Consider the following 17,981-nt stretch of genomic DNA (forward strand, 5'->3'; position numbering starts at 1 on the left):
CGCTCACGTCTTCAGTCCGCTTCCGGTGAGCGGGACGACCACGTCCGCGTCGGCGTCGATCACGCCGCGCTCGCGGTACTCGCGCAGTCCGGCGGGCGCGACGGCGGACGTCGACTCGGTGTAGAAGCCGTTCGCGTGAAGGGCGTCTAGCTCGCGCTCGGTGGCCGCGGCGTCCACGCTGATGGCGTCGCCGTCGGTCGCCTCGATGGCCGTCAGGATCTCGTCGCGGCGCACCGGCTCGCGGATCTGGATTCCGTCGGCGAGGTCGTTCCGCCCGTCGGACGACCCGTGGAGCGCCTGTGTGATCGGATCGTATCCCGCCGCCTGCACGCCGAGCAACCGGGGCATCCGGTCGGTCCAGCCCGCCTCGCGGAGCGCGCGGAAGCCGCGGTACGCGCCGAGAAAGAGCGTTCCGTGGCCGAGCGGGAGGACGACGGCGTCGGGCACCGTCCAGTCGCGCTGGTGGGCGACCTCGTAGGCGAACGTGGCCGTCCCGGCGAAGAACGCGGGGTTCCACGCGTGGCTCGCGTACCACCCTCCGCACGTCTCGACGGCCTCGACGCACGCCTCGGTGACGGCCTCGCGGCTCCCCTCGACGCGCACCACCTCCGCCCCCGCGCGCTCGATGGCGCGGACCTTCGACTCCTTGACCGCCGCGGGAACGTAGATGGTGCAGTCGACCCCAGCGCGGGCGGCGTAGGTGGCGATCGCGGCCCCCGCGTTGCCGGAGGAGTCCTCGACGACGCGCTCCGCGCCGACCTCGACCGCCCGCGAGAGCGTCGCCGTCGCTCCGCGGTCCTTGAAGCTCCCCGTCGGGAAGACGTACTCCAGTTTGAACCCGGCGTCCCACTTCGGCGCGTCCACGAGCGGCGTGTACCCCTCGCCCAACGTCACGCGTTTCTCCACCGGAAGGAAGGGGGTGTACGCCCACAGCCCCTCGCGCGGGTCGGGTTCGTACCGATCGGGTCGCGGCTCCTCGGCGAACTCGAGCGGGTGGCCGCACTCGCAGCGCCACCGGTCGTCGTACTCGGTACCACAGGCGGGGCAGTAGAGCATACCCGAGGCTGGTGAGCGCCAGACCTGTCGGTTTCGGTCGCGCTCGGTGTGGCGAACAGGCGACGCGTGGCACCCTCGCGGAACGGCGCGTCGCACTCCCGCCTCGACCGTCCCGCGGCCGTACTCAGACGATGGGGTCTCTGGTCCCGTTCCGGTACTTGAAGGTTCGTACCGCCAGGCGGGGGCGGTCGAAGAGCGTCCGCGGCCTTTTTTGGTCCTTCCAGAACCGCCCGCGGTTCTGGAAGCCTGTTGGACGCTTCGCGTCCAACAATGCAGATTTTTTGGCGGGGGTCGAGTGGCCGCCGAAGGCTGCCGCGAGGCCCCCGCCAAAAAATGTGGTTTTACACCTCGTCGATGTCCGTCCCGACCGAGCAGACGTACTCGCCGGTGGCGACCTGCGGGAGGCGTCGGGTGCGCCAGAAGATCCCCCCGGAGTCGGCCGTCACGGTCGATTTCACGGTGCCGAACGCGTCGGTGACGTCGAAGAGGGGGTCGCCCCGGACGACGTCGTCGCCGAGGTCCTTGTGAAACGTGATGAGGCCGCCCGCGGGCGCGCCGTACTGCTCGAACCCGGTCGCGCGGGTCTGCGGTTCGATCTCCACGTCGCCCTCGGTGAAGCCGTAGTGTGCGAGGACGTTCTTCACGCCCCGGACGCCGAGGCGGATGCTCTCCTCGTCCCACCCGACGCTACCGCCCAGTTCGGGGTCGACGGTGGGGATGCCCTCGTCCGGGGCGGCGCGGGCGAGCTGGCCGTCGGGACCCTTCTGGTCGAGGATGTACCCGCAGCCGAACACCTTCGCGAGTTCGAGACACTCGCGGTGGAGGCGGTGGCGGTGGCCACAGCGGACCCGCGTCTCGTCGATCATCCGGCTGGTCGATCCCTGGTGGAGGTCGAGGATGAGGTCGGCGCGGGTGGCCGCCTCGAAGGTGGCGGCGGCGATCCGTTCGCTTGACGTCCCGTTGGCGTCGCCGGGGTACGCCCGGTTCATCTTGGTGTCGTCGATCGGGTTGCGGTGCTGGGCGACGTAGAAGCCGTGGACGTTGACGATCCCCGTCACGAGGATTTCGCCCGAGATCGCCTCGGGGTCGAGCTGGGGGATCAGCCGCTGGAGTACGCCGACGCCGTTGAGTTCGTCGCCGTCGCTCACCGCCTGCAGATAGAGGGTCTTGCCGTCGTTCGCGCCGTTGATGACCGCGACCGGGAGCGCGACCTGGCTTCCGTCGCGGGCCTCGCCGACGGCCAAGCGCCCGACGGCTACCTCCCCCGGAGCGGCGGTCGCCGTACCGAGCGTCGTCATTGTATGTAATCGGTAGACACACGCTCTTAGGCGGTTCGGTCTCGGAGTCTCCGACGCCGTCCGTCGCCGTCCGCCGCACGAAGACGCTTTGTGGGCGACGGCCGAACTGCGACCGTGACAGACGACGACCCGGCTTCCGGCACGTTCGAACGGGGCGGCGACGGCGAGCGCGAGAGCGCGGGGGAGCCGCGAGCGGTCCCCGAACGCCCCGGAACGGCCGCCTTCGCCGCGGCGCTGAACGTCGGGCGAAACGCGAGGGTCGGGGTGGCCGTCGGGTTCGTCGTCGCGGCGCTCGTCTACGCCGTCCGCGTGTTCGAACTGCTGGGTCCCGTCCCCGGTACCGGCCCGGGTCCGCTGCTCTTTCTCGCGCTCGCGTTCGTCCTCGGGGTGGGCGTCGCGCTCCTCGCGACGCTCGCGCTCACGCTCGTCTCCGCGTCCCGGGCGGCCCGTCGGCTCTGAGGCGTCTCCGCCGTCGGCTCGCGCTCGCCTCCGCTCACTCGTACTCCCGGTCGAGGTCGTCGCCCGCCAGTTCGGCGAGGCGTCCGGCCCCGGCTCGCGTCCCCTTGGCGACGAGGACATCGCCCGCGTGGAGTTCGGTCTCGGCGCGCGGGGAGACCACCCACTCGCCGCGCTCGCGGCCGAAACGCGACTGGGCTGTGGTGCCCGCGACCGATCCGCGCCGGACGGCGATGACGCGCATGCCCGTCTCGGTGGCGACCATCTCGTCGCGCAGGGTCGCCCCGTCGAGAGCGCTCCCCTCCGCGACCCGGAGTCGGACGATGACCTCGTCCGACTCGAACACCGCCTCGGCGACGACGGGGTGGGTTCCGAGTCCGCGGAGGACCCCCTCGCTGATCTCCAGGGCGGCGTCGGAGATCACCTCCGTCGAGCGCGCCAGGTGGACCAGACCCCGGAGGGAGACGGGATCCTCGACGCGGCTGGCGGCCTGGAGGGTCCACGCCTCGAAGCGCGACTGGAGGGCGTCGACCTCGGCCTCGAGTTCCAGCACCTCCTCGGCGACGGCCGTGCTGTCGAACAGCGCCGCGCCGTAGGCGAGGTCCACGGCGAGTTCGCTCATGTTCTTCATCAGGACGATGGAGTCGACCGCGCGCTCGAGGTCGTCGATCGCCGGTTCGGCGGCCTCGACGGTCTCGTAGGTCCGGCCGGTCGCCCGCTCGTACACCTCCGAGAGCGCCTCCTCGTCCCCGCGCAGGAGGAGCACGTCGCCCGGGGCGAGGAGCGTGTCGGCCCCGGGGTTGGTGAGCCACTCGCCGTCGCGCCGGATCGCGATGACCCGCACGCCCGTCTCGGTCTCGAGGTTGACGTCGTCGAGGGTCCGGTTCGCGAGGTCGGCGTCGGGGGAGAGCGTCGCGCGCACGAGGGTCTCGACGGCCTCCGGGAGGGCGGCGCGCATCGCCTCGGGGAGGCCGATGTCCTCGAGGACGATCTTCGCGATGTCGCCGGAGGCGTCGGAGATCTTCTCCGCGGCCCCGACGACGCCGAGGACGGGCGCGAGCGCCTCGGCGTCCTCCGGGTTGCGCGCAGCCATCAGCAGGCTCATCCGGGCGCGCATCTGGAGGATGTCCATCCGATCCTCGAGGTCGAGCACCTCCTCCGCGATGGCGTCGCTGCCGAGGAGGACGGCCGAGTACGACAGGTCGATGAGGAGTTCCGCCGTGTCTTTCATCTCCGCCAGGACCTCCTTCACGCTGACGGGCTGGTACTCGACCTCGCGGTTCATGTCCTCCCCTCCGGTCGGCGGGGTAAAAGGGTTGCCGGGGGACGGCCGCTCGCGCCCGTCGTCGACCCCGGAGCGTCGCTCCCGATCGTCGACGGCAGGCGGATGGCGGCCGGCAGATGGTGGCCGGCAGATAGTGGCCAGCGGCTGGTGGCCAGCGGCTGGCGAACGGGCGTCTCGGGCCAGACGGCGACGTCAGGGCCGCTGGCGGTCCATCAATAATAACCCTTTTAGACTCGGCTCCGGAACCGATAGCGTATGGCTGACGAGCTGAAGAAGGGGCTCGAGGGTGTGCTGGTCGCCGAATCCGAGTTGAGCTTCATCGACGGGGATGCCGGGCGGCTCATCTATCGGGGCTACTCCATCGACGACCTCGCGCGCGAGGCCAGCTTCGAGGAGGTCGTCTACCTGCTCTGGCACGGCGAACTCCCGGAGGCGGGCGACCTCGCCGAGTTCGCCGACGCGATGGCGACCGAGCGTCACCTCGCCGACGGCATGCACGACCTCGTCCGCGAACTCGCCGCCGCGGACGAGGAGCCGATGGCCGCCATGCGGACGATCGCGTCCGACCTCTCGGCGTACGATCCGGACGCGGACGCCGACCCGACCGACCGCGAGGCGAACCTCCGGAAGGGTCGTCGCCTCACCGCGAAGCTCCCGACGGCGCTCGCGTCGTTCACCCGCCTCCGCGAGGGCGAGGAGCCGGTCGCCCCGCGCGAGGACCTCTCGCACGCCACGAACTTCCTCTACATGCTCAACGGCGAGGAGCCGGACGACGTGCTCGCCGAGACGTTCGACATGGCGCTCGTGCTCCACGCCGACCACGGACTGAACGCCTCGACGTTCTCCGCGATGGTCACCTCATCGACGCTTGCAGACCTCCACAGCGCCGTCACGAGCGCGATCGGGACGCTCTCGGGTAGCCTCCACGGCGGGGCCAACCAGGACGTGATGGAGATGCTGAAGGAGGTCGACGAGAGCGACAAGGACCCCAAGCAGTGGATCGACGACGCGCTCGCGAACGGCCGCCGCGTCCCCGGGTTCGGTCACCGCGTCTACAACGTGAAGGACCCCCGCGCGCGCATCCTGAGCGAGAAGTCGAAGGCGCTCGGCGAGGCGAGCGAGCAGAAGTGGTACGACTACAGCGTCGCCATCGAGGAGTACCTCCGGGAGGAGAAGGGCCTCGCGCCGAATGTGGACTTCTACTCCGCCTCGACCTACTACCAGATGGGCATCCCCGTCGACATCTACACCCCCATCTTCGCCGTCAGCCGCGTCGGCGGCTGGATCGCCCACGTCCTCGAACAGTACGAGGACAACCGCCTCATCCGCCCCCGCGCCCGGTACGTCGGCGAGCGGGGCCTGGACTACGCGTCGGCCGACGAGCGGTAGACTAGCAGACGTCGTGGGCCAGCACTGCTCCCGCGAGCGCGGAGCGCGAGCGGCCGCGAGGGCGACCGGAGGGAGCCCGAAGCGGTTTTAGTCGAGGTTTTGCCAGGGAGCGGCCGGCGACCGCGGAGCGTGTCGCCGGCACGCGACCGCAGCAAAACGTCGAGCCAAGAAGCTTACGTTCCCCGACGACTCCCATCTCTCCGTGTACGAAACGGTCCCCCCGGTGGTGCAGTCGCTACTCGAGACCTCCACCGGTCCCCTCGGGTTGCTGGTCGTCCTCGTCTACTCGTTGCTCGTGGCGACCGTCCTCCCCTTCCCCGGCGAGGTCGTGCTCGCGGTCCCGCTGGACCTGGGGTTCGACCCGCGCGTCGAACTCGGACTGCTCATCGTCGCGAGTAGCCTCGGGAAGGCCGCCGGTAGCCTGCTCGCCCTCCACGTGCGCGACGGGGCGACGCGGTCGAACCCCTTCGTCCGCGTCTACGGGCGGGTTCCGGCGTGGGTCGCGGAGCGACAGCGCGCGTTCGTCCGCCGGGTCGGTCGACACGGCTACCTCGGACTCACCGCGGGGCTCGCCGTCCCGCTGATGCCCGACACGGCGCTCATCTACGCGTTCAGCGTGGTGGAGACGAACCCGGTCAAGTTCGCCGTCGCCGCCTTCGTCGGGACGGCGTTCCGCCTGCTCGCGGTTGTCGGCCTCGTCGGCGGGCTCTCCGCGCTCGCCTGAGCGGTTCAGTCCTCCGCGAGACTGCCGCGCTCGGCCATCATCCGGGCGGCCCGCCCGGCCCAGTCCGAGCGCCCGAAGCTGACCGCGACGACGAGCGCCATCCAGACGTACGCAAGCGCGATGCCCGCGTACGCCCCGACGACGCCGTAGCCCAGAACGACGCCCGCCAGGTAGGTGAACCCGACGAGGAACCCGAAGAGGGCGGACGTGCGCGCGACGAGTGGGACGCGCGTCTCGCCCGCGCCGCGCAGTGCCCCCTGTAGCACGACGAAGACGACGAGGAACGACGCGGTGAGACCGTAGACGCGCGCGAAGGCGACCGCGTAGCGCGTCGTCTCGGGGTCGTCGGTGAACGCGGCGACGAACGCGTCCGCGACGCCGACCAGCAGGAGGCCGACGACGCCGACGGTGCAGATACCGAGTGCCGCGGTCGCCCGGCCCTCGAAGCGCGCCCGGCCGGGGTCGCCGTCGCCGAGCGCCTGCCCGACGACGACGCTCGCGGCGACGTTGTACCCGCGAGAGAGGGGGCTCGTCACCTGCTGGAAGACCCGCCGACCGATCTGGTAGGCGGCGTTCACCGCCGTCCCGAAGCCGAGCAGGATCGCGTTGAGCGGGAAGGCGGCGAGCGTCGAGGCCAGCCCCTCGGCGACGGCGGGGGCGCTCACCGCGAGGAGTTGTCGGGCGACGATCGGGTCAGCGGGGCGGACCAGGCCAGCGTCGGTCCACCCCGTGCGGAGCGCGGCCGTGAGGACGACGGCGGTGAAGACGTTCGCGGCGGCGGTGGCGAGGCCGACGCCGACCACGCCGAGGTCGGGCGCGCCGAACCACCCCAGGCCGAGCGCGACGCTGCCGGCGATGTTCAGCCCGTTGGCGACGACGTTGACGTACATCGGCGTTCGGGTGTCGCCGGTTCCCTGTAGCGAGCGGGCGGCGACGAGCGAGACGTGGCGGGCCGGGGCGGTGGCGAAGACGATCGCGAGGTAGGTGCCGCCGAGGCGCGCCACTTCGGGCGGCGCGCCGAGCAGTGCGATGGCTTCACGTCCGAACAGGAGGCCGAACGCGACGAACGGGAGGCCGAGCAGCGCCCCGGCGAGGAGCGCCGTGCTGATGGCCTGGTCGCGGTTCGCGACGGCGCGTGCGACGCCGGCGTCGGCAGGGTCGGGGGTCCCGTCGCCTCCGGCATCGGGTGTCCGGGACGTCGGGGACGCCCCGGTGTCCTGGCTGGAGAGCGCGATCGCCCCGCCGCCCATGCCGAGGCCGATCCAAAGGGGAAAGCGGGCGTGAACCGCCTCGGGGTCAAGTGGTTCGAGAGAGCGACGCTCTCTCGTCATCGCGGAAGATCGAAGATCTTCCGTACGACCCCGAGGCACTCGCCTTGCTCATCTGTAGAGGTCCGCGAGGCCGATGGCGGCGACGGCGATCGGCGAGATCGTCGCGCCGATCACGACGTCCGTCGTCCGCATCAGCGTCCGGAACGTCTGCTCGGCCATCACCGGCCACGAGAGGTCGAACACGCGCCTCCACACGGCGAGCACGCGGCGGTGCGACGCGGACGGCACGACACGACGGTTCGACCGATCGTCGTTTGAGCGTGCCGGTCCGTTTACGTGTCCGTGCGGGCGACGGTCCACATGGACGTGTTCGTCTACGGGACGCTGACCGACCCGGCGCGCGCGGACGAGGTCCTCGACGACTACGAGTACGCCGGCGAGGCGACGCTCTCGGGGCTCCACCGCGTCGACGGGACGTACCCGACGCTGGCTCCGGGCGGCGAGACGCGGGGTCGCCTGCTGCGCACCTCGGCCCTCGCGACGCTCGACGCCTACGAGGGCGTCGATCGCGGCCTCTACGCCCGCGTCCGCGTCCCGAGCGACGCACGCTCGGGGTCGGTGTGGACGTACGTGGGCGACCCCGAGGCGCTGTTCGCTCCCGCCGAGTGGCCGGGCGACGGGCCGTTCCCCGAGCGCGTCAGGGACTTCATTCAATCTCGACCCGTCGTGGTACGAACGAACGACGTCCGTTAGCCGTCCGTCCGACGGTCGGAAAAAGCGGCCGCTGTCACGCGATTACACTTTCAGTGTGGATGGGGAGAGTTTATACGTCTCCTCGCTCATCGGAGAGGTGTCACACGTTCCGAACGGACTCGGAACGCACCACCTGTGTTTTCCCCACGGGTCGGGTCCCTCCCGGCCTTTCAAAACACGTAACACCGACCACCGGGTACGCCGGGGCATATGCTGTCGCTCGACGACGTGTACGCGGCCCGCGAGCGGATCGGCGACGCCGCCGTTCGCACGCCTATCGAGTACTCCCACACGTTCTCCGAGTTCACCGGCGCGGAGATCCACCTCAAGTACGAGCAGTTCCAGCGGACGGGCGCGTTCAAGATCCGGGGGGCGACCAACCGCATCGCCACCCTCTCCGCGTCGGAGCGCGAGGCCGGCGTCGTCACCGCCAGCGCGGGCAACCACGCGCAGGGGGTCGCCCTCGCCGCCACGCGGGCCGACGTGGACGCGACGATCGTCATGCCCGAGAACGCGCCCATCTCGAAGGTGAAGGCGACGGAGGGCTACGGCGGTCGGGTCGTCCTCCACGGCGCGGGCTACGACGAGGCGCAGGCCCGCGCCCACGAGATCGAGCGCGAGGAGGGGCGGTTCTACCTCCACGCCTTCGACGACGCCGACGTGATGGCCGGACAGGGGACGATCGGCCTCGAGATCGTCGAGGACCTCCCCGCGGTCGACGCGGTTGTCGTCCCCGTCGGCGGCGGCGGTCTCATCTCGGGGGTCGCCACCGCGGTGAAGGGGATCGACCCCGACGTGCGCGTGGTCGGCGTGCAGGCGGCGGGCGCGTCGAGCGTCGCCGACTCGCTTCGGAAGGGCGAGGTCGTCTCCTGCGACGGCGTCGACACCATCGCCGACGGCATCGCCGTCACGCACGCCGGGGAGCGGACCTTCGACGTCATCCGCGAGCGCGTCGACGAGGTCGTCACCGTCTCCGACCCGGAGATCGCGATAGCGATCACCTACCTGCTGGAGCGCTCGAAGGTGCTCGCCGAGGGTGCCGGCGCGGTCCCCCTCGCGGCCGCGCTCGGCGAGAAGTTCGACTACGAATCGGGCGAGGTCGTCGTCCCGGTGATCTCCGGGGGGAACATCGACTCGAACACGCTCACGACCGTCCTGATGCGCGGGCTCCTCGAACGAGGGCGCTACCTGCGCATCAAGACCGTCCTCAAGGACGAACCCGGCGCGCTGCGCAACCTGGCGGGCGTCATCGCCGGCGAGCGCGCGAACATCTACGCCATCCAGCACGACCGCACCGCCCGCGACGTCGGGATGTCCTCGGCGGAGGTGGAACTCGACCTCGAGACGCGCGGCCACGACCACGTCGACCGACTCATCGAGACGCTGGAGTCGAAGGGCTACCCCGTCGAAGTGCTCGTGTGAGCGGCGTCCCGAACGGCGGGCATCACGTCCCCGCCCCGCCGAACCGCGCGCGAGGACGTCCTCCGGGACGGGGTTCACGTCCTCTACGTCCTCGTCCGCGCGCAGGCGCTCGAAGTCGCGGTCGGTCGTCACGAACCTGTCGGCGTTCGCCCGGCGTGCTCGACCCCTCCGCCGGGATTTATGCTCCCTCCGGCGGAGGGGTCGGGTATGAAGCGCATCATCAGCACGGACGACGCGCCCGCGGCCGTCGGCGCGTACAGCCAGGCGACGACCACCGGCGACCTCGTGTTCACCGCGGGACAGATTCCCCTCACGCCGGACGGCGAGTTGCTGGACGACGCCTCCATCGCCGAGCAGACCGAGCAGGCGCTCTCGAACGTCGAGGCGGTCCTCGCGGAGGCGGGTGCGGACCTCTCGGACGTGCTCAAGACGACGGTGTTCCTCGCGGACATCGACGACTTCGAGGAGATGAACGAGACGTACGCGGGCTTCTTCGACGAGGAGCCGCCCGCCCGGAGCGCGGTGCAGGCCGGGGCGCTCCCCAAGGGGGTCGGCGTCGAGATCGAGGCGGTCGCCTCGCTCGCGGAGTGAGATCGCGGCTCCGGTCGAGTCTCCTCTGGGGACTGGTCGGCGCGCTCGCGTTCCTCGTGCTCGTGCAGGGCTACGACCTCGCGATCGGACGGCTCCCGGTCGATTTCCCCGCGCGGCTGGCGCTCGCCGCGGTCGTCGGCGCGCTCGCCGCGTCGGCGGCGTACGTCACCGAACACCGGCTCTACAGGCGGGCGTGAGCCGTCTCGGCCGCTCGGCGACGTTCCTCGCGTCAGATGTCTCCTCGGAGCCGAACCTCCGTCTCGGTCACGTCCGCGACGAGGTCGGCCTCGACGGCGACGTCGTCCGCGTCGGCTTCGTCGTGGCCGAGTCCGGCCAGGATCGTCTCCCCGACGCCCGGATCGAGGTCGACGAACGCGACCCCGTCCTCGACGCCGGTCACGACGCCGAGTGCTTCCCCCTCGGCGTCGACGAGCACCTTCCCCTTCTCGTCCGAACTGAGCGCGACCATTGCGCGTGGCATTCGGCCCCCGCCGGCAAAGGGTTTCGCCGGGCAAACGAAAGGACTTAACCGAGCCGACGGGTACCACCCTACGAGCCAGGATGGCCGAGTGGTAAGGCGCACGCCTGGAAAGCGTGTTCCCTCTGGGATCCGGGGTTCAAATCCCTGTCCTGGCGTTCTCCTGGAATCGCAACTCTGTAGCGCGTCTCGTCGCGCTACGAATGTCCGCGATTCCGTACAATGACAACGAAGGGATTTTAATCAGACCGAGGTTCTGTGCCGCAGGCACAGGTTCTCGGGCGTGGTTCAAATCCCTGTCCTGGCGTCCTCTCGAAATCGAGCCCTAGCGGCGCGATGAACCGCGCCGCTAGGGCTCGAGTTCGTGTGATGCTGACGAAGGGATTTGAGCAGGGAGTGAAGCGAGCGACCGCGAGCGGAACGACCGTGTTCAAATCCCTGTCCTGGCGTATTGTGACGCGAACGGACGTGAGCGTCTACATCACTGACGAGAGGATTTGAGCGGACGAGACGCTCGAACCTGCGTAGCGTGCCTCACGACCCCCCGATTTCGACTGGAACGGGCGACAGGTCCGGTCGCGGACGGGTCGAATCCACGACTGCTATGTGGTTCGGCCCGGTCGGTTCGGTATGGACGAGCAGCGGTACCGGAGCAACTACGCGCTCGTTGAGTTCAGCGAGCACCTCGGGACGGATCCGGACGCCCTCGACATCCCGTGGGCGGAGTTCGTCGGCGACGAGTCGACCGAACGGGTGTTCAGGGTCCCGGTCGAGGGTGCGGTGGACGGCTACGTGACGATCCAGGCGTTCGACGTCGGGACGTACGGCCACGAGGTCCTGATCAACGGCGAGGCGCTCTCGGGGTTCGACCTCCCCCCCGCCGCGGGCTGGCAGTGCTGGATGGACGTGCTCACGGGCGCGACGCTCCGCGCGGGCGAGAACGCGATCCAGATCCGCCGCGACACGGAGTCGGGCGACGACTTCGCCGTCGGGACGGTACGGGTGAACTGGCGCGAGCCGACGTCGGACGTCGATAGTATTTAAAACGATCGCGCCTCGCGGATCGGAGATGGCGGCTCGACCCGCGGTGGGTGGCGGGTTCGCCCCACGTGAGCCACGTCAACCGCCTGTCGCGATCGCTCCGACCGTCCCGTGGTAGCACGTCCGTCCCCGAATCCTGAACTTTTATATAGAATCACAAACAACGTTCGACTCGATTATGAGCCAGCGACAACGCATGGGCCAGCCGATGATCATTCTCGGCGAGGACTCCCAGCGGATGAAAGACCGCGACGCACAGTCTCACAACATCTCCGCCGCGCGAGCGGTCGCCGAGGCGGTACGTTCCACCCTCGGTCCGAAGGGGATGGACAAGATGCTCGTCTCCTCGATGGGCGACGTCACCGTCACGAACGACGGCGTCACCATCCTCCAGGAGATGGACATCGACAACCCGACGGCCGAGATGATCGTCGAGGTCGCGGAGACCCAGGAGGACGAGGCCGGCGACGGCACGACGACCGCGGTCGCCATCGCGGGCGAACTCCTGAAGAACGCCCAGGACCTGCTCGAGCAGGACATCCACCCGACGGCGGTCATCAAGGGCTTCCACCTGGCGTCCCAGCGGGCCCGCGAGGAGGTCGACGACATCGCAGAGCGCGTCGACACCGACGACGAGGAACTCCTGCGCAAGGTCGCCGAGACCTCCATGACCGGCAAGGGCGCTGAGCTGAACAAGGAGCTGCTCGGCCAGCTCATCGTCGACGCGGTGCAGCAGGTCACCGTCGAGGGCCCCGAGGGCGAGAACGTCGTCGACCTCGACTACGTGAAGATCGAGACCCAGACCGGGCGCGCCGCGGGCGAGTCCGAACTGCTCCAGGGCGCGGCCATCGACAAGGACCCCGTCCACCCGGACATGCCCGACACCGTCGGGGAGGCGCGGGTCATGCTCATCAACGAGCCGATCGAGATCGAGGAGGCCGACGTGGACACGCAGCTCTCCGTCGACAGCCCCGACCAGCTCCAGCAGTTCCTCGACAACGAGGAGGCCCAGCTCAAGGAGAAGGTCGAGCAGATCGAGGCCACGGGCGCGAACGTCGTCTTCTGCCAGAAGGGCATCGACGACCTCGCCCAGCACTACCTCGCGAAGAAGGGCATCCTCGCCGTCCGCCGCGCGAAGAAGTCCGACGTCAAGTTCCTGAAGGAGGTCCTCGGCGCGCGCATCGTCAGCGACCTCGACAGCGCCACCGAGGAGGACCTCGGCACCGGTAGCGTCCGCCGCGACGACGCCGACGAGCTGTTCTACGTCGAGGGCGGCGACAGCCACGGCGTGACGCTCCTGCTGCGCGGCTCGACCGACCACGTCGTCGACGAACTGGAGCGCGGCATCACCGACGCGCTCGACGTCGTCGCGCAGACCGTCTCCGACGGCCGCGTGCTCGCCGGCGGCGGCGCTATCGAGGTCGAACTCGCCCGCCGCCTGCGCGACTACGCCGACTCCGTCGAGGGGCGCGAGCAGCTCGCCGTCGAGGCGTTCGCCGACTCGCTCGAACTCGTCCCGCGCGTGCTCGCGGAGAACGCCGGTCTCGACGCCATCGACACGCTGGTCGACCTCCGCGCGGCCCACGAGGACGACCAGATCCGCGCCGGCCTGAACGTCTTCTCCGGCCAGGTCGAGGACACCTTCGACGCGGGCGTCGTCGAACCCGCCCACGCGAAGGAGCAGGCGCTCTCCTCGGCCACCGAGGCCGCCAACCTCGTCCTCAAGATCGACGACATCATCGCCGCGGGCGACCTGTCCACCGGCGGTAACGACGACGAGGAGATGGGCGGCGCACCCGGCGGCATGGGCGGCATGGGCGGCATGGGCGGCATGGGCGGCATGGGCGGCGCTATGTGAACGTCGGCTGAACCGACGTTCACATAGGCAGCCGAACTCCGTTCGGCCCGCCGATGTAGGACGACCTTTTGCCCTGCGCTCGGGCCTAGCGGCCCTCGCTCGGCAAAAGCTCGATCAAAAGCACCGTCGGAGTAGAGCTCCGACGAGCCCTCGTTCACTCCGTTCGCGAGGACACTCGTCGCTCACTTCGGTGCTTCGCACCTCCGTTCGCTCCTCGGCCCGCTCGCACCGCTCCGCGGTGCTCGCGGTGAGCGCGCCGGTGAACCGCCCGCCGAACGCTTCCTCTTTGTTTTCGCTCGCCGAGCGTGAGCCACCGCTCGCCAACCATCTCCGTCTCAAACCGCTCGACCGCCGCGCTGGGTTCGCGCCGCGCCGATCCGCACCGCCACCGAGACAGCTACCGACGATGTTATTTCGAATTAGACTATTCACACAGAAAAACATATCACTCATCGTCAGGTACTGGGAGTGCATGTGTCCTCGCTCACGTCGAACGATCCTCCGTTCGGTGGCGGCGGCGGTCGCCCTGGGCGTCGCCGGGTGCGTCGCGTCGCCCGGTGACGCGAACGCGTCCTCGACGCCCGACGACGCCAACGGGTCGTCGCCCACGTCCCCCACGCCCCCCACGACCGGCGACGGATCGGTCGGCCGACGGCCCGAGGCGTACGCGGCGCTCCACCTCGTCAACGCGGACGACGTCGCGCACGCCGTCCGCGTCCGGATCGCGAACGGTGCGGGGGAGTCGTCGTTCGGCGCGACCGTCGAACTCGACGGGGGCGGGACGGCCCGCTACGCGGAGGCGCTCCCGCTCGCGGCGACGGGGATGACCGACTTCCCGTTCGCCGTGCGCGTCGACGGCGGCCGACCCCACCGGGAGGCGGTCGTCCTGAGCCGCGACGGCGGTCGGGTCGTGCGCGTCACCGTCCGAGAGGGCGAGGTCGCCATCGATTTCGCGTCGAGCGTTTGAGCTACCTGTCCGCGACCACCTGCCAGTCGGTCTCGTTCGCCGCCTCCTCGAGCCACGCCGGTCGCGGCACGTCCGTCGTCCCGCGGTTCACGTACCGGAACGTCTCGCGGTGGCGGACGGTTCGCTCCCCCTCCACGCGCACGTACGTCTCGACGTACTCCTCGACGAAACCGTCCTCGCGGACGACGAACTCGACGCGACCGTCGTGGACCTCGGCCCTCCCCTCGTCCCCGTATCGCCGGCCGTCTATCGGAATTCCGGTCGCGACGACGCGGTAGCGACCGTCGCCGAGCGCCGTGACGGTCGTCTCCTCGGCGAAGACGATGCTCCGACTGAACGACGGGGACCGCGCGCGGTGATCCGTCGCGCCCAGCCGGTCGTACCTCGGCTCACCGTCGACGCCGACGCGCCGCACGTAGGTGACCGTCCCGTTCGACCAGCGCTCGTCGCGCCCCCGCCGCTCGTCGTCGTACTGCTCCTCGATCCGGTAGTAGTTCCGTCCGTTCGCTCCTACCCACGTCGTCCCGGCGTAGCGGACGAGCACCGTCCCGTTTTCCGCTCGGCGCGTCCGTTCGTACTCGTAGGTCACCGAGACGTTCCGGAGCGCCCTGCGGTGCGCCCCGCGCAGCGCGTCCGGATCCACGACCCGCTCGCTCGTCACGCCGGGCGCGACGTACTCGCGGCTCGCGACCCGACCGAGCGCGTCGGCGACCCAGGCGGGACGCCCGACCTCGGTCGCCCCGACGCGCTCGTAGCGGACGGTCCGCCGTCGCACCGTTCGCCGCCCGTCCCGCCCGTCGGATTCGCGGTCCGTCTCGGTGAACCGCCGGATGAACCCCCGCTCGTCCACGACGAAAGTCGTCGACGAGCGCTCACCGGGCAATCCCGCTAGCTCTCTCGCCACGGTCACCTCGAAGACGTCGTAGGTCCCGCCCGTATCGAGGCCGCGGACGGAGACGACGGTCCCCTCGGCGAACGCGTGTCCCAGCCCCGCCAGGTGCATCCTGGGATCGAACCGGTCGCCGCTGCGGTCCACCCGAACGGACGATCGCCCGTCGCGTCGTTCGTCGAAGACCGTCACGGAGCCGTTCGACCAGATCCGGGTCAGGTACCCGCCCTCCGGGTCGGCGGGATCGCGAACCACGATCTCCACGCGCTTCCCGTCGGCGCTGTGGCGGAACGTCGTGCGCCGATCCCAGACGACCCGTCCGCCCTCCCGGTAGGTCGATCGCGACGCGACCGTCACCGAGCGGCCCGCCAGCACCTCGCGGTGGGCGCGGAGCAGCGCGGAGGCGTTCACGACGCGCTGCTCGGTGAGTCCGGGGGCGATGGTCCCGCCGTACATGTCGCGCGGTACCTCGGCGGGCGTCACGGGGGGCATCTCGCCGCCGTCGATCCCCGGCACGATCCCGTTGCAACCGGCGAGCGGGAGGAGGACGAGCGCGAGCGCGAGCGGGACGTGTCGCATACGATCACTGTCGCCGACGCGGACAAAAGCTTTCCCCGCTCGCGGGCGCTTCAGATGCATTAAGTACCGGGAGGAAAGTATTGCCGTCATGCAGACGCTGCTGTTGAACCCCGAGGACGTCCTCGCCAACGCGAAGATGTCCGAGGTCATCGCGGCGGTCGAGGACGCCTTCGCCGCCTACGAGCACGGCGACGCACAGATGCCCGCCAAGTCCTACATCGACCTGCCGCGGTACAACGGCGACTTCCGGTCGATGCCCGCCTACCTCGACGTCCGGAAGAGCGAGTACGGCCCTTCGGGGCGGTCTGACTCGCCCGCGGGTTCCGACGCGTCCGGCGACTGGGACGCCGCCGGGGTGAAGTGGGTGAACGTCCACCCCGACAACGCCGATCGGTACGACCTGCCGACCGTGCTCGGGACGGTCATCTACTCCGATCCGCGGAACGCCTTCCCGCTGGCCGTGATGGACGGGACGAGCGTCACGCGCCTGCGCACGGGCGCGGCGGCCGCCGTCGCCACCGACCACCTCGCCGTCGAGGATGCGACCTCCCTCGGCATCGTCGGCGCGGGCGTCCAGTCGTACACCCAGCTGGAGGCCATCAGCGCGATCCGACCTATCGAGCGCGTCGTCGTGAGCGACATCGACGCGGAGCGGGTCGCGGCCTTCCGCGATCGGTTCGGCGACGACTTCGACGTGCGGGCCGGGAGCGTCGAGGAGGCCGCCGCCTGCGACGTGCTCTCGACGGTCACGCCCGTCGAGGAGCCGATCGTGAAGCGCGAGTGGGTCGGCGAGCGCACGCACGTCAACGCCATGGGCGCGGACGCCGCCGGCAAGCACGAACTCGAGGACGGGATACTGCTCGACGCGACGCTCGTCATCGACGACCACGCCCAGACCACCCACTCCGGCGAGATCAACGTCCCCTACTCGAAGGGCGTCCTGACCGACGACGACATCCACGCCGCGATCGGCGAGATCGTCGTCGGGGAACGCCCGGGCCGAACGGCGGACACCGGCGTCACCGTCTTCGACTCGACCGGCCTCGCGATCCAGGACATCGCGACCGCGCACGTCGTCTACGAGCACGCGAAGGAGACCGGCGCGGGCTACCCGTTCGACCTCGTGGACACGCGCGTTCGGTGACGAGAGCGACGTAACGGTCTTCCGTCCTCGGTACGTTCACGGACGCAGTCACCACCCGATGCCACGCTCCATCGATCGATTCACGCGGGTGATCGCGGCCCTCGGCGGCGGAGCGGCCGCGACGGTCGTCGCGTCGTACCCGCTGGCGCGGCTCTTCGGGACGGTCGGACTCGCGGCGGTCGCGCTCGCGTACGCCGGGTTCGCCGCGGCGATCTTCCTCGCGCTCACCGCGCTCTCGCGACCCTACGAGGGCGAGCGACCCCGCGTCGCGCGGGCCATCGACGCGTTCTACGACGTGTCCTCCGCGGCCTTCCTCGCGACGCTGCTGGTATGGTCTCTCTACGGCGTCCTCCAGGTCCTCGTCGACGACCCCGTCCTCGCGTTCCCGAACGTGGCGCGTTCGTTGCTAATCGTACTCTGCGTCGCAACGGTCGTCATCTACGTGGCTCTGTATCGATTGCCGTCACGGCGCTCGGCGTAATTCGGACTCCCGCTATTCCCGCCTCCGCTACTCCCGCCTCCGCTACTCCCGCCTGCACTACTCCCGCCGTCGCGCCCGTCGCTCCGCACCGCGCTCGAACAGCTTCGAGACGGCCCAGACGATCGCGATGAAGGGCAGTAGCGGCACGAGCAGGATCACCATGCCGAGAAAGAGCGCCCAGCCGATGGCGCTCATCTCCGCGTCCGGCCGGCCGAAGTACTCCGGCGTGACGGTTCGCATCCGCGCGGCGAGGCCCTGCTGTTCGTTCGGGTCCTGGCTCATGCTTACCGCTACGCCGC

Annotated in this window: 20 protein-coding genes, 1 tRNA gene and 1 pseudogene; 14 read left to right on the top strand and 8 right to left on the bottom strand. The window is 70.1% G+C overall.

Going from position 1 to position 17,981, the window contains the following annotated elements:
- Window positions 1-3 precede the first annotated feature (3 nt).
- Together NKI68_RS09760 and NKI68_RS09765 are read right to left on the bottom strand one after the other, a co-directional pair.
- The gene (locus NKI68_RS09760; protein ID WP_254542864.1) at window positions 4-1,056 is read right to left on the bottom strand and encodes a pyridoxal-phosphate dependent enzyme; all 1,053 of its coding nucleotides are present in this window, start codon (window positions 1,054-1,056) and stop codon (window positions 4-6) included.
- 341 nt (window positions 1,057-1,397) lie between these two features.
- Window positions 1,398-2,354, bottom strand: coding sequence for a succinylglutamate desuccinylase/aspartoacylase family protein (locus NKI68_RS09765; protein WP_254542865.1), 957 nt, complete (start codon window positions 2,352-2,354; stop codon window positions 1,398-1,400).
- Between the two features lie 114 nt (window positions 2,355-2,468).
- Between NKI68_RS09765 and NKI68_RS09770 the strand changes: the two genes are divergently transcribed.
- Window positions 2,469-2,813, top strand: a complete 345-nt coding sequence (locus tag NKI68_RS09770; protein WP_254542866.1) for a DUF7536 family protein — start codon at window positions 2,469-2,471, stop codon at window positions 2,811-2,813.
- A gap of 34 nt (window positions 2,814-2,847) precedes the next feature.
- Here the strand turns inward: NKI68_RS09770 and NKI68_RS09775 are convergent, their stop codons facing one another.
- Window positions 2,848-4,095 carry a potassium channel family protein gene (locus NKI68_RS09775; RefSeq protein ID WP_254542867.1) on the bottom strand — a complete coding sequence of 416 codons (1,248 nt, stop codon included), beginning with the start codon at window positions 4,093-4,095 and terminating at the stop codon, window positions 2,848-2,850.
- 255 nt (window positions 4,096-4,350) lie between these two features.
- Between NKI68_RS09775 and citZ the strand changes: the two genes are divergently transcribed.
- Together citZ and NKI68_RS09785 are read left to right on the top strand one after the other, a co-directional pair.
- Window positions 4,351-5,484: a citrate synthase gene (gene citZ, locus NKI68_RS09780; RefSeq protein WP_254542868.1), complete on the top strand. Its 1,134-nt coding sequence runs from the start codon at window positions 4,351-4,353 to the stop codon at window positions 5,482-5,484.
- A gap of 202 nt (window positions 5,485-5,686) precedes the next feature.
- Window positions 5,687-6,208 (top strand): hypothetical protein, encoded by a 522-nt coding sequence (locus tag NKI68_RS09785; protein WP_254542869.1) that lies wholly within the window; start codon window positions 5,687-5,689, stop codon window positions 6,206-6,208.
- Window positions 6,209-6,213: 5 nt separating this feature from the next.
- On the opposite strand, the gene NKI68_RS09790 is transcribed toward NKI68_RS09785, so the two are convergent.
- On the bottom strand, window positions 6,214-7,539 hold the full coding sequence (locus NKI68_RS09790; RefSeq protein WP_254542870.1) for an MATE family efflux transporter: 1,326 nt from the start codon (window positions 7,537-7,539) through the stop codon (window positions 6,214-6,216).
- 54 nt (window positions 7,540-7,593) lie between these two features.
- Window positions 7,594-7,743, bottom strand: a pseudogene (locus NKI68_RS09795) (MATE family efflux transporter); the annotation flags it as partial.
- Window positions 7,744-7,839: 96 nt separating this feature from the next.
- Between NKI68_RS09795 and NKI68_RS09800 the strand changes: the two are divergent.
- The 4 genes from NKI68_RS09800 to NKI68_RS09815 all read left to right on the top strand — a co-directional run bounded on the left by NKI68_RS09800 (window position 7,840) and on the right by NKI68_RS09815 (window position 10,442).
- On the top strand, window positions 7,840-8,232 hold the full coding sequence (locus tag NKI68_RS09800; protein WP_254542872.1) for a gamma-glutamylcyclotransferase family protein: 393 nt from the start codon (window positions 7,840-7,842) through the stop codon (window positions 8,230-8,232).
- A gap of 210 nt (window positions 8,233-8,442) precedes the next feature.
- A complete protein-coding gene (gene ilvA, locus NKI68_RS09805) occupies window positions 8,443-9,654 on the top strand; it encodes a threonine ammonia-lyase (RefSeq protein WP_254542873.1) in 1,212 nt (403 codons plus the stop codon).
- 207 nt (window positions 9,655-9,861) lie between these two features.
- Entirely contained in the window at window positions 9,862-10,245 is a 384-nt protein-coding gene (locus NKI68_RS09810; protein ID WP_254542874.1) for a RidA family protein, read from the top strand.
- Complete coding sequence (locus tag NKI68_RS09815) at window positions 10,242-10,442, top strand: DUF7981 family protein (protein ID WP_254542875.1); 201 nt, start codon at window positions 10,242-10,244, stop codon at window positions 10,440-10,442. The genes NKI68_RS09810 and NKI68_RS09815 overlap by 4 nt, the downstream gene beginning before the upstream one ends.
- Before the next feature lie 32 nt (window positions 10,443-10,474).
- On the opposite strand, the gene NKI68_RS09820 is transcribed toward NKI68_RS09815, so the two are convergent.
- A complete protein-coding gene (locus NKI68_RS09820; protein WP_254542876.1) occupies window positions 10,475-10,726 on the bottom strand; it encodes a DUF8593 domain-containing protein in 252 nt (83 codons plus the stop codon).
- A 74-nt stretch (window positions 10,727-10,800) separates the two neighbouring features.
- Between NKI68_RS09820 and NKI68_RS09825 the strand changes: the two genes are divergently transcribed.
- From NKI68_RS09825 to NKI68_RS09840, 5 genes are all read left to right on the top strand, one after another.
- A tRNA-Ser gene (locus tag NKI68_RS09825) sits at window positions 10,801-10,881 on the top strand.
- 211 nt (window positions 10,882-11,092) lie between these two features.
- Complete coding sequence (locus NKI68_RS23555) at window positions 11,093-11,224, top strand: hypothetical protein (protein ID WP_256562577.1); 132 nt, start codon at window positions 11,093-11,095, stop codon at window positions 11,222-11,224.
- 129 nt (window positions 11,225-11,353) lie between these two features.
- Window positions 11,354-11,767, top strand: coding sequence for a DUF7383 domain-containing protein (locus tag NKI68_RS09830; protein WP_254542877.1), 414 nt, complete (start codon window positions 11,354-11,356; stop codon window positions 11,765-11,767).
- 175 nt (window positions 11,768-11,942) lie between these two features.
- Complete coding sequence (gene thsB, locus NKI68_RS09835) at window positions 11,943-13,622, top strand: thermosome subunit beta (protein WP_368410820.1); 1,680 nt, start codon at window positions 11,943-11,945, stop codon at window positions 13,620-13,622.
- A gap of 472 nt (window positions 13,623-14,094) precedes the next feature.
- Window positions 14,095-14,589, top strand: coding sequence for a hypothetical protein (locus NKI68_RS09840; RefSeq protein ID WP_254542878.1), 495 nt, complete (start codon window positions 14,095-14,097; stop codon window positions 14,587-14,589).
- Window position 14,590: 1 nt separating this feature from the next.
- On the opposite strand, the gene NKI68_RS09845 is transcribed toward NKI68_RS09840, so the two are convergent.
- Window positions 14,591-16,057, bottom strand: coding sequence for a hypothetical protein (locus tag NKI68_RS09845; RefSeq protein ID WP_254542879.1), 1,467 nt, complete (start codon window positions 16,055-16,057; stop codon window positions 14,591-14,593).
- Window positions 16,058-16,145: 88 nt separating this feature from the next.
- On the opposite strand from NKI68_RS09845, the gene NKI68_RS09850 reads away from it, so the two are divergent.
- On the top strand, window positions 16,146-17,201 hold the full coding sequence (locus NKI68_RS09850) for an ornithine cyclodeaminase family protein (protein WP_254542880.1): 1,056 nt from the start codon (window positions 16,146-16,148) through the stop codon (window positions 17,199-17,201).
- 58 nt (window positions 17,202-17,259) lie between these two features.
- Complete coding sequence (locus NKI68_RS09855; RefSeq protein WP_254542881.1) at window positions 17,260-17,682, top strand: hypothetical protein; 423 nt, start codon at window positions 17,260-17,262, stop codon at window positions 17,680-17,682.
- A gap of 57 nt (window positions 17,683-17,739) precedes the next feature.
- Here the strand turns inward: NKI68_RS09855 and NKI68_RS09860 are convergent, their stop codons facing one another.
- Entirely contained in the window at window positions 17,740-17,964 is a 225-nt protein-coding gene (locus NKI68_RS09860) for a DUF7535 family protein (protein ID WP_254542882.1), read from the bottom strand.
- Between the last annotated feature and the right edge of the window lie 17 nt (window positions 17,965-17,981).

This window comes from Halomarina pelagica (assembly GCF_024228315.1).
Taxonomy (GTDB): Archaea; Halobacteriota; Halobacteria; order Halobacteriales; family Haloarculaceae; genus Halomarina; species Halomarina pelagica.